The sequence below is a fragment of the Rhizobium sp. PK7-22 genome (assembly GCF_056530405.1).
Genome location: NZ_CP096514.1, coordinates 2434118 through 2447032 on the forward strand (window position 1 = coordinate 2434118; position 12915 = coordinate 2447032).

At 64.6% G+C, this 12915-nt stretch carries 12 protein-coding genes; 9 read left to right on the forward strand and 3 right to left on the reverse strand.

What is annotated here, in order from left to right; all coding sequences use genetic code 11:
• Positions 1–103: 103 nt before the first annotated feature.
• From rpiA to bluB, 7 genes are all read left to right on the forward strand, one after another.
• Positions 104–799: a ribose-5-phosphate isomerase A gene (gene rpiA / locus M1E10_RS16650; RefSeq protein WP_499177210.1), complete on the forward strand. Its 696-nt coding sequence runs from the start codon at positions 104–106 to the stop codon at positions 797–799.
• A 20-nt stretch (positions 800–819) separates the two neighbouring features.
• Positions 820–1371: a DUF2059 domain-containing protein gene (locus M1E10_RS16655; protein WP_499173931.1), complete on the forward strand. Its 552-nt coding sequence runs from the start codon at positions 820–822 to the stop codon at positions 1369–1371.
• 107 nt (positions 1372–1478) lie between these two features.
• Positions 1479–2867, forward strand: coding sequence for a glutathione-disulfide reductase (gene gor / locus M1E10_RS16660; protein ID WP_499173932.1), 1389 nt, complete (start codon positions 1479–1481; stop codon positions 2865–2867).
• 148 nt (positions 2868–3015) lie between these two features.
• On the forward strand, positions 3016–4389 hold the full coding sequence (locus M1E10_RS16665; RefSeq protein WP_499173933.1) for a 3-deoxy-7-phosphoheptulonate synthase class II: 1374 nt from the start codon (positions 3016–3018) through the stop codon (positions 4387–4389).
• 158 nt (positions 4390–4547) lie between these two features.
• The gene (locus M1E10_RS16670) at positions 4548–4949 is read left to right on the forward strand and encodes a GFA family protein (RefSeq protein ID WP_499173934.1); all 402 of its coding nucleotides are present in this window, start codon (positions 4548–4550) and stop codon (positions 4947–4949) included.
• Between the two features lie 21 nt (positions 4950–4970).
• On the forward strand, positions 4971–5804 hold the full coding sequence (locus M1E10_RS16675) for a TolB family protein (protein WP_499173935.1): 834 nt from the start codon (positions 4971–4973) through the stop codon (positions 5802–5804).
• An 87-nt stretch (positions 5805–5891) separates the two neighbouring features.
• Positions 5892–6584, forward strand: a complete 693-nt coding sequence (bluB, locus tag M1E10_RS16680) for a 5,6-dimethylbenzimidazole synthase (RefSeq protein WP_499173936.1) — start codon at positions 5892–5894, stop codon at positions 6582–6584.
• Between the two features lie 3 nt (positions 6585–6587).
• Here the strand turns inward: bluB and M1E10_RS16685 are convergent, their stop codons facing one another.
• Positions 6588–7268, reverse strand: coding sequence for a hypothetical protein (locus M1E10_RS16685; protein WP_499173937.1), 681 nt, complete (start codon positions 7266–7268; stop codon positions 6588–6590).
• A gap of 78 nt (positions 7269–7346) precedes the next feature.
• The gene (locus M1E10_RS16690) at positions 7347–9650 is read right to left on the reverse strand and encodes an NADP-dependent malic enzyme (RefSeq protein WP_499173938.1); all 2304 of its coding nucleotides are present in this window, start codon (positions 9648–9650) and stop codon (positions 7347–7349) included.
• Positions 9651–9866: 216 nt separating this feature from the next.
• Here M1E10_RS16690 and M1E10_RS16695 point away from each other — a divergent pair, with 216 nt between their 5' ends.
• Both M1E10_RS16695 and M1E10_RS16700 read left to right on the forward strand, forming a co-directional pair.
• Complete coding sequence (locus tag M1E10_RS16695) at positions 9867–10670, forward strand: UDP-2,3-diacylglucosamine diphosphatase (protein ID WP_499173939.1); 804 nt, start codon at positions 9867–9869, stop codon at positions 10668–10670.
• A gap of 95 nt (positions 10671–10765) precedes the next feature.
• Positions 10766–11983 carry an MFS transporter gene (locus tag M1E10_RS16700; RefSeq protein ID WP_499173940.1) on the forward strand — a complete coding sequence of 406 codons (1218 nt, stop codon included), beginning with the start codon at positions 10766–10768 and terminating at the stop codon, positions 11981–11983.
• On the opposite strand, the gene dgcA is transcribed toward M1E10_RS16700, so the two are convergent.
• A complete protein-coding gene (gene dgcA / locus M1E10_RS16705; protein ID WP_499173941.1) occupies positions 11935–12915 on the reverse strand; it encodes a dipeptide epimerase in 981 nt (326 codons plus the stop codon). The genes M1E10_RS16700 and dgcA overlap by 49 nt on opposite strands.

The window sequence follows — 12915 nt, forward strand, 5'->3', positions numbered from 1 at the left end:
TCGGCTTAGGGCGGTGGGCGGCCAAATGCAAATCGTAGGGACTTTCCCTCCTTCGGACAGGCGTGTAAACAGCTTCGGCGAAACAGCGGGGAGCTTCTGGCGCATGGACGCCCGGGAAATGAAGATAAAGGCTGCGCAGGCAGCCCTGGCCTACGTCGAGGACGGCATGCGGCTCGGTATCGGTACCGGGTCCACAGCCGATGAATTCGTTCGCTTGCTGGCGGAACAGGTTGCCGAAGGACTGCAGGTGCAGGGCGTGCCGACATCGGAGCGCACGGCACGCCTGTGCCTCGATCTCGGCGTGCCGTTGAAGTCACTGGACGAACTGCCGGAACTCGACCTGACGATCGACGGCGCCGACGAACTGGACTCGCAGCTGCGGCTGATCAAGGGCGGCGGCGGCGCCTTGCTTCGCGAGAAGATCGTTGCGGCCGCATCGCGGCAGATGATTGTCATTGCGGACGAAACCAAACTGGTGGATACGCTTGGCGCCTTTCCGCTGCCGATCGAGGTGAACGCTTTCGGTCTGATGGCCACGCAAATCGCGGTGGAGCGGGCGGCCGGCGAGCTTGGATTGAGCGGCGACATCAAGCTCCGCAGCTCGGGTGAGGACCCCTTCACAACCGACGGCGGACACCACATACTGGACGCATCTTTTGGCCGTATTCCTGATGCAGAGGCACTCGCGAACCGACTGAATTCCATACCGGGTGTTGTCGAACACGGGCTGTTCATCAATCTGGCGTCCTTTGCCATCATCGCCGGTGAGGCGGGTGCGCGGACGCTGAAGGCACAATGAAAGACAGGAGCACTATTTCCATGATCAATTTCGCCGTTCTCGGGCGCGCTACCGCTCTTGCCGTCCTCGTCGCAGCCAGTGTTTCGATGCCGGCCCGCGCGCAGGAGATCTCCGAAGATCATTTGAACGCCGCCCGCCAGGCGATCGCCGCCATCAACGCGACCAATCGCTACGACAACATCCTGCCGGGACTTGCCGAGCGCCTCAAGGCCCAGTTCATTCAGGGCTCCCCGAATTTCCAGGAAGAGATTTCCCGCGTCGTCGACGAGGAAGCGCTCGCACTCGCCGCACGTCGTGCCGACCTGGAACGCGAAGCCGCGACGATCTATGCCAAGGCTTTCACCCCGGAAGAACTGAAGGCCATCTCCGCCTTCTACGCGACCGAAGCCGGCAAGAAGCTTCTCTCCACCGGCCCGCTGGTCGCACGTGAGCTGACGAAGGCTGCAGAGATCTGGGCGAACGGCATCTCGCGCGATCTGACCAACCAGAGCTCCGAGAAGCTGCGCACGATCATCGATGCCGATGCGGTCGCGGCTCCGACTGCCGAAATCGGAGCACCGGCACAGCCGTAACTGCGCGGCGATTTCCCCTTTCAGCAAGCCCGGAGCGATCCGGGCTTTTGCTTTTCAAGCCGTGTCCTTATATGGCGGAGATCCATCGTCTCGATAAGGAGCCTCCCATGACCGCATTCGACTACGACCTTTTCGTGATCGGTGGAGGCTCCGGCGGCGTACGCGCGGCGCGGCTTGCTGGTTCGCTCGGCAAGCGCGTGGCCATCGCCGAGGAATATCGCTTCGGCGGAACCTGCGTCATCCGCGGCTGCGTGCCCAAGAAGCTCTTCGTCTACGCCTCTCAGTTCCCCGAACACTTCGAGGATGCCGCCGGCTTTGGATGGCAGGTGGGGGAGGCGAGCTTCGACTGGAAGAAGCTGGTCGCCGCCAAGGACCGCGAGATTTCCCGCCTCGAAGGGCTCTACCGCCGGGGATTGGAGAATGCCGGCACAGAAGTTCTGGAGACCCGCGCCGAACTCGTCGACGCCCATACGATCCGGCTGGTGAAGACCGGCCAGACGGTGACGGCGGAGCGCATCCTGATCGCCACGGGCGGTTCGGCCAATCCGCATGCGGCTCTGCCCGGACACGAACTCTGCATCACCTCCAATGAGGCGTTCGACCTGCCGGAACTGCCGCGGTCGATCCTGATCGCAGGTGGCGGCTATATCGCCGTGGAATTCGCCAACATCTTCCATGGCCTGGGCGTCGACACGACGCTGATCTACCGCGGCAAGGAGATCCTGTCGCGCTTCGACATCGACATGCGCCAGGGGCTGCACAGGGCGATGGAGGAGAAGGGCATCCGCATCATCTGCACCGACGTCATCCAGGAGGTGCAGCAGGCGCCGGCCGGCGGTCTGATCGCGCGCACGCTCGAAGGACAGAGGCTGGCCGTCGACGCCGTGATGCTGGCCCTTGGCCGCGACCCGAACACGCAAGGTCTGGGATTGGAAGCCGCTGGCGTCGAGGTGGACGAAAAGGGCGCCATCGTCGTCGACGAGTATTCGCGCACCAGCGTCGCCCACATCCACGCGCTCGGCGACGTCACCGACCGGGTCCAGCTGACGCCGGTCGCCATCCATGAGGCGATGTGCTTCATCCAGACCGAGTTCCGCAACAATCCGACCAAGCCTGATCATGACCTGATTGCCACGGCAGTCTTCTCGCAGCCGGAGATCGGCACCGTCGGGCTGTCGGAAGAGGCGGCCTGCAGGAAGTATCCGGAAATCGAGGTCTACCGCGCCGAGTTCCGGCCGATGAAGGCGACCTTGTCCGGCCGGAGCGAGAAGATGATCATGAAGCTGATCGTCGATGCGGCGAGCCGCAGGGTGGTCGGCGCCCATATTCTCGGCCAAGACGCGGGCGAGATGGCGCAGCTGCTCGGTATCACGCTGAAGGCCGGCTGCACGAAGGACGACTTCGACCGCACCATGGCGGTGCATCCGACGGCCTCCGAAGAGCTGGTGACCATGTACCAGCCCTCCTACCGTATACGCGGCGGCGAGCGGATCTAGCTGCCAGAGGGAATGTCAGGTCGGCCGAAGTCAGTGCCGCTTGCTCCGCCATGATACTAGGCAAGCCCGGGCGGAAGGTTTATAAGCCGCCGCAAAATGAAGAACGGAAGCCCGGGAAGTGACGCCGGGACGAGAACAGGTGAGCGACATGGTACAGAACTGGACCCCGAGCACGTGGCGGCAGAAACCGATCCAGCAGGTTCCGGATTATCCGGATGCGGCGGCATTGGCTGCAACCGAGGCCCAACTTGCCAGCTTTCCGCCGCTCGTGTTTGCCGGCGAGGCCCGCCGACTGAAGAAGCACCTCGCCAACGTCGCCGAAGGCAATGGCTTCCTGATGCAGGGCGGCGACTGCGCCGAGAGCTTCATGGAGCATGGCGCCGACAACATCCGCGACTTCTTCCGCGCCTTCCTGCAGATGGCCGTGGTCCTGACCTTCGGTGCGCAGCAGCCGGTGGTGAAGGTTGGCCGCATTGCCGGCCAGTTCGCCAAGCCGCGTTCATCCAACATCGAAAAGATCGGCGACGTCGAGCTTCCGAGCTATCGCGGCGACATCATCAACGGCATTGACTTCAACGAGGAGTCGCGGGTACCCAATCCCGAGCGGCAGATGATGGCCTACCGCCAGTCGGCCGCGACGCTGAACCTGCTGCGCGCTTTCGCGATGGGCGGCTATGCCAACCTCGAGAACGTCCACCAGTGGATGCTCGGCTTCGTCAAGGACAGCCCCCAGGGCGAGCGTTACAAGAAGCTCGCCGACCGCATCAGCGAGACGATGGACTTCATGAAGGCCGTCGGCATCAACGCCGAGAACAACCCGAGCCTGCGCGAGACCGATTTCTTCACCAGCCACGAGGCGCTGCTGCTCGGTTACGAGGAGGCGCTGACCCGCGTCGATTCGACGTCCGGCGACTGGTACGCCACCTCCGGCCACATGATCTGGATCGGTGACCGGACGCGCCAGCTCGATCACGCCCATGTGGAATACTGCCGTGGCATCAAGAACCCGATCGGCCTGAAGTGCGGCCCCTCGCTGCAGCCGGACGACCTGCTGCAACTGATCGATACGCTGAACCCGGCAAACGAAGCCGGAAGACTGACGCTGATCTGCCGCTTCGGTCACGACAAGGTCGCCGACCACCTGCCGAAGCTGATCCGCGCCGTCGAGCGGGAAGGCCGCAAGGTCGTCTGGTCCTGCGATCCGATGCATGGCAACACGATCACGCTCAACAACTACAAGACCCGGCCCTTCGACCGGATCCTGTCGGAGGTGGAAAGCTTCTTCCAGATCCACCGCGCCGAAGGCACGCATCCGGGCGGCATCCACATCGAGATGACCGGCAAGGACGTGACGGAATGCACAGGCGGTGCCCGCGCCGTCTCGGCCGGCGATCTGCAGGATCGCTACCACACCCATTGCGACCCGCGCCTCAACGCCGACCAGGCGCTGGAGCTGGCCTTCCTGCTCGCCGAGCGGATGAAGAGCGGCCGCGACGAGAAGCGGATGGTCGTCAACGGCTGATCGCTTACGCCTCGAGAAAAGAGAGATGGGTCGGCTTTGCCGGCCCATTTTTCGTTGGCGCGGAGCATAGTTTCCTTGACGCTCAGCGTCAGCCGAATGCATTTGACGACAGGCGCATCGGCTCTAGTTTGGTCACCGAACAGATCGGGAGGCAGACGATGGATCGGCACAATTTCGGGGGCTGCCTGTGCGGCGCGGTAAGATTCGAGACGCGCGGTGAACTGCGCGCGGTGATCGGATGTCACTGTTCGCAGTGCCGTCGACAGACCGGGCTCTTCTACGCGGCGACCGATGTCCCGCTGGAAAAGTTTCAGATGCTGGAGGAGGCGACACTCGCCTGGTACCGCGCCAGCGACAGCGCGCGCCGCGGCTTTTGCTCCACATGTGGCTCGGCGCTCTTCTGGCAGGCTGAGGGCAGCGACAAGATCTCGATCCTCGCCGGTGCCTTCGACCAGCCGAGCGGGCTGACGATGGGCTATCACATCTATTGCGACGACAAGCCGGACTTCTACGATCTGCCGAACGACGGTTTGCCCCGCTATCCGCAGGGTGGGCCCTGAACAGCAGAAGGCGGGCGCTCCATGCCACGCAGCTCCATCGAGATCTACGATCTTCGCACGCGGGAAAGCCAGACCGTCTTCCAGACGGAGGCACTGTTCGAGGCGCCGAACTGGTCGCCCTGCGGCCGCTACCTGCTCCTCAACAGCGAGGGCCGGATGTATCGGTTGATGCTTGACGGCCAATCCTTGCCGGAGCCAGTGGATACCGGCTTTGCCACCCGCTGCAACAATGACCACGGCCTCTCGCCCGACGGGGAATGGATGGCGGTTTCCGACAAGGTCGAGTTCGGCAAGTCGGCGATCTACATCCTGCCGGCTGCAGGCGGCGCGCCACGGCTCGTGACGCCGAACCTGCCGTCCTACTGGCACGGCTGGTCGCCGGACGGTCAACACTTCGCCTATTGCGGCATCCGTAACGACCTCTTCGACATCTACACCATCGGCACCGACGGCGGCGAAGAAAGGCGGCTGACCTTCGGCGAGGGCCGCAACGATGGCCCCGACTATTCCGCCGACGGCCGCTGGATCTATTTCAACTCCAGCCGCAGCGGCCGCATGCAGATCTGGCGGGTGCCGGCGGAGGGTGGGGAGTCCGAACGGATTACCGACAGCCCCTACGGCGACTGGTTTCCGCATCCGTCACCGCATGGTGACAGGTTGATCGTGCTCTCCTATGACGGCGAGGTCTTCGACCATCCGCGCGACCAGCATGTCCGGATCCGGCTGATGGACACCGACGGCGGCAATGCCGAGACACTGTTCGAGATCTTCGGCGGGCAGGGGACGATGAATTCGCCGAACTGGGCACCCGACGGTCAACGGTTCGCCTATGTGCGATACGTCCCCATGGCCTGAACAGGCTTGCCCCACCGTCGCCGCTGAGGCATGGGTGGTACGTCAGGCGCCGGCCGATCGTGCCTGCCGATGCGAGGGGGATTGACGATGCGACCTGATCCTGTTGCTGAACCGCAAGGCCTGGTGGCGGCTTCGCCGTTTTCCGCCGAAGAACGCACCGCCGTCTATAAGGCGATCGAGACGCGCCGCGACGTTCGCGACCAGTTCCTGCCGGACCCCCTGCCGGATGATCTCGTCGAGCGGTTGCTGGGGGCGGCCCATGCGGCGCCCTCGGTCGGCTTCATGCAGCCCTGGAACTTCCTGTTGATCCGCGATCAGACTGTCCTGCAGGGCGCATGGGACGCATTCTCGCAGGCCAACGAGGAGGCGGCGGCGCTGTTTTCGGACGAGCGACAGGCGCTCTACCGCAGCCTCAAGCTGGAGGGCATCCGCAAGGCGCCGCTCAGCATCTGCGTCACCTGTGATCCGGACCGTGCCGGCCCCGTGGTGCTGGGGCGCACGCACAACCCGCGGATGGATGTCTATTCCACCGTCTGTGCCGTCCAGAACCTGTGGCTTGCGGCGCGGGCGGAAGGGGTCGGCGTCGGCTGGGTCAGCATCTTCCACGACCGCGACGTGCGGGCGCTGCTGGGTATCCCAGAGCGTGTCGAGATCGTCGCTTGGCTCTGCCTCGGCTATGTCAGCGAGCTCTACGACCAGCCGGAACTGGCGGCCAAGGGCTGGCGTCAGCGTCTGCCGCTGGACGAGCTCGTTTTTCGCGACCGCTGGGGCAATCGCTAGCCGTCATTGCCGCGACTGCGCACCCTCGGCTGCCGGGTTGGCGAGATCGATCGCACTGTCGTCGGGCAGGAAAGTGGGGCCGACGCTGCGGACCTGGCTTGAGGGCTCATAGGGACGTTCGACCGGCGGTGGTGGCGGTGGCGCGGCGGCCGTCCTTGCCGGCGGTTGCTTGGGTGAAATCCTCGTGATGCTCGATCCGGACGGCGGCGGGAGCTTCGGAGTGGTGACGGCCGGAGTGTCTGCCCCTGGATCGACGGTAGCCGACAGCGGCACGGTGGCAATATCGCGGCACTGATTGGCCTCGATGGAGGCAAGGATCGCATTGCGCTCGCCGCTGGGCCGCACGATCGAGCCGGACGCCTGGCGTGACCGAATGGTCTCGCGCGCAGCCTGCGCGCGGCGAAGCCCGTCCGTGATCTCGAAACAGGCGTCGTCCGACCGTCCGAAGGAGACGATGCTGCCCGAACCGCAGCCGGAGCGGCGCATCTCCGTGCGCAGATAGCGGATCTCGTCGTCCAGCTCGCGCAAAGCGTCTGCCTGACGGCGAACCTCGGCCGTGCTGCCGATCACCGTCGGCACAGAGGCGAGCCGCCGGTAGAGCGACTGGCAGAGGCTCGTCTGATCGGCCGCGGCCGCGCCGGGTAGCACGACGAGCAGGGCGGCAGCGACAAGGCGCGTGTTCATGAACGTCTCCGGGTGGATCGGTCTGCAGGCCCGCCATCATCGGACCCACCCGTTGAGATTATCATAATTTTGGAACCGTCAGGGGTTGGAAGCCTCCACGACTGCGAGCGCCGCCATGTTGACGACGCCGCGGGAGGTAACGGACGGCGACAGGATGTGGGCCGGCAGCGCCGTGCCGAGCAGGATCGGTCCGACATGCAGCGCATCCAGCATGTTGCGGACGACGCCAAGCGAGATGTTTGCCGCGTCGAGATTGGGGAACACCAGCAGGTTCGCCTCGCCGGTCAGCGTGCTGTCGGGCATGGCCCGCTTGCGCAATGGTTCGGACAGAGCCGAACCGCCCTGCATTTCGCCATCGACCTCGAGGTCCGGCGCGCGCTGGCGCACGAGCGCAAGCGCCTCGCGCATCTTGCGGGCGCTTTCGGAATCGCGCGAACCGAAGTTCGAGTGACTGACGAGCGCAGCTTTCGGGACGATGCCGAAACGCTGGATGGCCTCCGCCGCCAGGATCGTCATCTCCGCAATCTCCGCAGCCGTCGGATTGTAGGTCACGAAGGTGTCGGTGAAGAACATCGCGCCGCGCTGCGAGATCAGGAGGCTCATGCCGGAGAAGGCGCAGACGCCGTCCCGCTTGCCGATGATCTGGTTGACGTCGCGCAGATGGCGGTCGTAGCGGCCTTCCACGCCGCAGACCAGCGCATCGGCCTCGCCGCGCTTGACGGCAAGCGCGCCGATCACGGTGGTGTTGGTGCGCACGATCGTGCGGGCCGCCTCCGGATTGACGCCGGCACGTCCGACCAGTGCGAAGTAGTCGTCGACATAGTCACGGTAGCGCGGATCGTCTTCCGGGTTGACGACCTCGAAATCGACGTCGGGCCGAATGCGGATGCCGAAGCGCTTCAGCCGGGCCTCGATGACGCTCGGGCGGCCGATCAGGATCGGCCGGGCGGTCTTGTCTTCGAGCAGGACCTGGGCGGCCCGCAGCACCCGCTCATCCTCGCCCTCGGCAAAGATGACGCGGTTCTTCTCGGCATTCTTCGCAGCGTTGAAGATCGGCTTCATGATGAAGCCGGACCGCCAGACGAAGCGGTTCAACTGGTCCATGTAGGCGTCGAAGTCCTGGATTGGGCGTCCTGCGACGCCGCTCTCGGCGGCAGCACGCGCGACGGCCGGCGCGATGCGCAGGATCAGCCGCGGGTCGAACGGCGAGGGGATCAGGTAGTCGGGACCGAAGATCGGCGTCTCGCCGGAATAGGCGCGCGCGGCAACGTCGGAGACCTCCTCGCGGGCGAGTGCGGCGATCGCCTTGACCGCCGCCATCTTCATTTCTTCGTTGATGGTGCGGGCGCCGCAGTCCAGGGCACCCCTGAAAATATAGGGGAAGCAGAGGACGTTGTTCACCTGGTTCGGGAAGTCGGAGCGGCCGGTGCAGATCATCGCGTCGGGGCGTGCAGCGCGCGCCAGTTCCGGCATGATCTCCGGCGTCGGGTTGGCGAGCGCCATGATCAGCGGCTTGTCGGCCATCTTGGCCAGCAGTTCCGGCTTCAGGACGCCAGCGGCCGACAGTCCGAGAAAGACGTCGGCGCCGTCGATGCTTTCGGCCAGGCTGCGCTTCTCGCTGTCCTGGCAGTAGATGGCCTTCCACTGGTCCATCAGCGTCTCACGACCGAGATAGACGAGACCCTCGATGTCGTGGACCCAGATGTTCTCCTTGCGGGCGCCGAGCAGGACGAGAAGGTTGAGGCAGGCGAGCGCCGCGGCACCGGCACCGGAGGCGACGATCTTGACGTCCGAGAGCGTCTTGCCGGCCAGTTCCAGGCCGTTGAGGATGGCGGCCGCGACGATGATTGCCGTGCCGTGCTGGTCGTCGTGGAAGACCGGGATGTTCATCTTCGCGCGCAGCTGGCGCTCGACCTCGAAACATTCCGGGGCCTTGATGTCTTCGAGGTTGATGCCGCCGAAGGTGGGTTCGAGTGCCGAAATGGTCGAGACCATCTCGTCGATGCTATTGGCGTCGATCTCGATGTCGAAGACGTCGATGGCGGCGAACTTCTTGAAGAGCACCGCCTTGCCCTCCATCACCGGCTTGGAGGCGAGCGGGCCGATGTTGCCGAGGCCGAGCACCGCAGTGCCGTTGGAGATCACCGCGACGAGGTTGGCGCGCCCGGTGTAGTCGGCAGCGGTATTGGGGTCATCGCGAATCGCAAGGCAGGGCGCGGCGACGCCCGGCGAATAGGCGAGTGCCAGGTCGCGCTGGTTGCCGAGCGGCTTGGTCGGCTGGATCTCCAGCTTGCCCGGTCGCGGATAGCGGTGGAAGAACAGGGCCTGCTCGTCGAGATCTCCGGACTTGTTGGTGCCGTCTTCGTTCGCCTTGTCCTGCATGCCCTGAGCGCCTCCGATTATTCGTCTTTAGTCGAGTGTCTGTCTGAGTGTCCTCCTTACAACAATCGGGCCCCGGGAACAGCAGAATTTCCTTGGGAGGCATGGCAGCGCCAAGGTCCCGGTCGGCTCCAAGCCCGATTGTCATGCTCCTGAAACACGAGTCTGATTTTGGAAGGGCTGCGGCAGTGTTAGACAACAGGGGACCTAGTGACCGTGATGGCGAACAGCAGGCATTTCCGGACGATCTTCATCTCCGACGTGCATCTCGGCTCCAAGGCCGCCCAGACGGATCTTCTGCTCGATTTTCTGCGTCACCACGAGGCAGACACGATCGTCCTGGTCGGCGATATCGTCGACGGCTGGCGGCTGAAGCGAAGCTGGCACTGGCCGCAAGGTTGCAACGACATCGTGCAGAAACTGCTGCGCAAGGCGCGCAAGGGCTGCCGCATCGTCTATATCCCCGGCAATCACGACGAGTTCCTGCGCGATTTCCCGGGCATGCACTTCGGTGGCATCGAAGTGGCCGACCGCATCATCCACGAGGCCGCCGACGGCAAGAAATATCTCGTCCTGCATGGCGACGAATTCGATGTGGTGGTGCGCAACGCGCGCCTGCTCGCCTACCTCGGCGACTGGGCCTATGACGCGGCAATCGCCCTCAACGTGGTGCTCGCCGCCATCCGCCGCCGGCTTGGAATGCCCTACTGGTCGTTTTCTGCATGGGCCAAGCTGCAGGTGAAGCAGGCGGTCAATTTCATCGGTGAGTTTCAGCATGTAGTCGCCGAGGAAGCCCGCAAGAGCGGCGTCGACGGCGTCATCTGCGGCCATATCCACCACGCGGTCATCGAGGACATCGACGGCATCCGCTACATCAACACCGGCGACTGGGTTGAAAGCTGCACGGCAGTGGTCGAGCGGCAGGACGGCACGATGGAGATGATCACCTGGCAGAAGCCTGCCGCCGTGACGACGCTGCATCAGATCGAGGACGAGGTTCTCGAGGACATGCAGGCCGCTTGAGTGCGGCGATTGTGCCTGCCCATGGCAAATGTGCCATAGGCTGCGGGCAGGGTGCATGATAGATCCGATCGACCCCTCCGGATCCAGTTGCTCCCGTGACGCCAGCCAATTCCCATGAACCGCCGCCGCCCCGGCACTTTCAACTGCGATGCGCTTTGGCCTATGCCGCCCCGATCGGGGTGAATGGCATCATCCTTCCGTATTTCCCGGTCTGGCTCGATTCGCTGCGGTTCAGCGATGTGGAGATCGGCGTGATTCTCGCCCTGCCGATGATCGTCAGGATCATCGCGGCACCCGTGGTCGGCGCCATCGCCGATCGGCTGCAGGAGCGCGCCAATGTTCTCTACTGGTCCGGCGGACTGTCGCTGCTGACCGCCATCGCGCTCTTCGTCGCGACCGGTTTCTGGCCGGTGCTGATCATCTACAGCCTGCAGTCGGCAGTCTTTGCGGCCTATGTGCCTGTCGTCGATTCCATCGCGGTGAGCGGAGTGCGGCGCTGGGGCTTTCAATATGGTTCGCTGCGGGTCTGGGGTTCCGTCGGCTTCGTCGTCATGAGCCTGCTGATGGGGCAGTTGATCGGGCTCTGGGGCGGCGGCATCCTGCCGCTTGTCGCGGCACTGTCCTTCGCCTTCACCCTCGTGGCCGCCCATGTTGCCCCGCGGCTGGGGCGCAAGCGGCAGGGCCCGGAGGCGGAACCGCGGGGCAGGCGCCGCGCCTGGGGCGCATGGGGGCGGCTCGACCTGCACCTGCTGATGATCGGCGCCTGCATCGCCCAGGCCGGCCACGCCATGTTCTACGCCTTCGGGGCCATCCACTGGCAGGAGCAGGGTTTTTCGGGAACGGAAATCGGCATCCTCTGGAGCACTGCGGTGATCGCCGAGATTGTCGTCTTCTTCGCCTCCGGCATCATCGCCCGGCGGCTGACGCCCTGGACGATGATGCGGCTCGGCTGCGCGGTCGGCGTTCTCCGCTGGATGCTCTTTCCCTTGCCGCTCGGCTTTGCCGGCTATCTGGCGCTGCAGTCGATGCACGCCTTCACCTTCACCTTCCTGCACATCGGGGTGCAGCACAAGCTGGTGGAAATGGTGCAGGAGGAGCAGGAGTCCTCGATGCAGGGCATCTACTTCTTCTACAACGGCGCCTTCCTGGCGCTGGCGACACTCCTGTCCGGCGTTCTCTACAAACACTATGGCGCCGCAAGTTTCCCGGCTATGTCGATTGCCGCGCTTGTTGGTCTCGCCACCATCATTCTGGCCGCCAGGCTTCAGCCCCAGAGATCGGCCGTGGGCGGGAAGACGGTCGAGCCCTCATAGCGCAGTCCTGGCTGGCGGTCGCGGGCCAGGAGCAGCGGTCCGTCGAGATCGGCATACTCCACGTCCTGGGCCAGCAGGACGGCCGGCGCCATCGCCAGCGAGGTGCCGACCATGCAGCCGACCATCACCTGGAAGCCGAGTCGCCTTGCCTCCGCCTTCATGCGCAGGCCCTCGGTCAGGCCGCCGGTCTTGTCGAGCTTGATGTTGACGGCATCATAGCGGTTGCGCAGCGCCTCCAGATCTTCCGTCGCGTGGACGCTTTCGTCGGCGCAGATCGGAACGACCCGGTGCACCCGCGCCAGCATCTCGTCGCGACCGGCCGGAAGCGGCTGCTCGATCAGCGAGACGCCGAGCTCTTCCGCAATCGTCAGGTGGCGCTCGAGGTTACGGTCCGTCCACCCTTCGTTGGCGTCGATGATGATGGCAGACTGCGGCGCCGCCTGCCGGACGGCCCGCATGCGGGCCTCGTCGTCAGCCGTTCCGAGCTTCACCTTGAGCAACGGCCGGTGCGCATGTCCGGTCGCCTCGGCAGCCATTGCCTCCGGTTCGCCCAGCGACAGCGTGAAGGCGGTGGTCAGCGGGCGGGACGTGATGCCGAGAAGTGCCGACACGGGCTGCCCCGCCTGCTTTGCCTCGAGATCCCAGAGCGCGCAGTCGACGGCATTGCGAGCGGCGCCAGGTTTCAGGAGCTGCTGCAGTCTGGTGCGGTCGGCACCGGAGGAAATCGCTTCGCAGACCGAGCGGACATCACCGAGCACGCCTTCAACCGTTTCACCGTAGCGCCTGTAGGGCACGCATTCGCCGCGGCCGATCAGGCCATCCGCCCGGATCGTGCAGGTCACGACTTCCGCCTCGGTCTTCGATCCGCGCGAGATGGTGAAAAGCCCGGCGATAGGAAATGTCTCGATTGTGGCTTCAAGGTTACGGCTCAT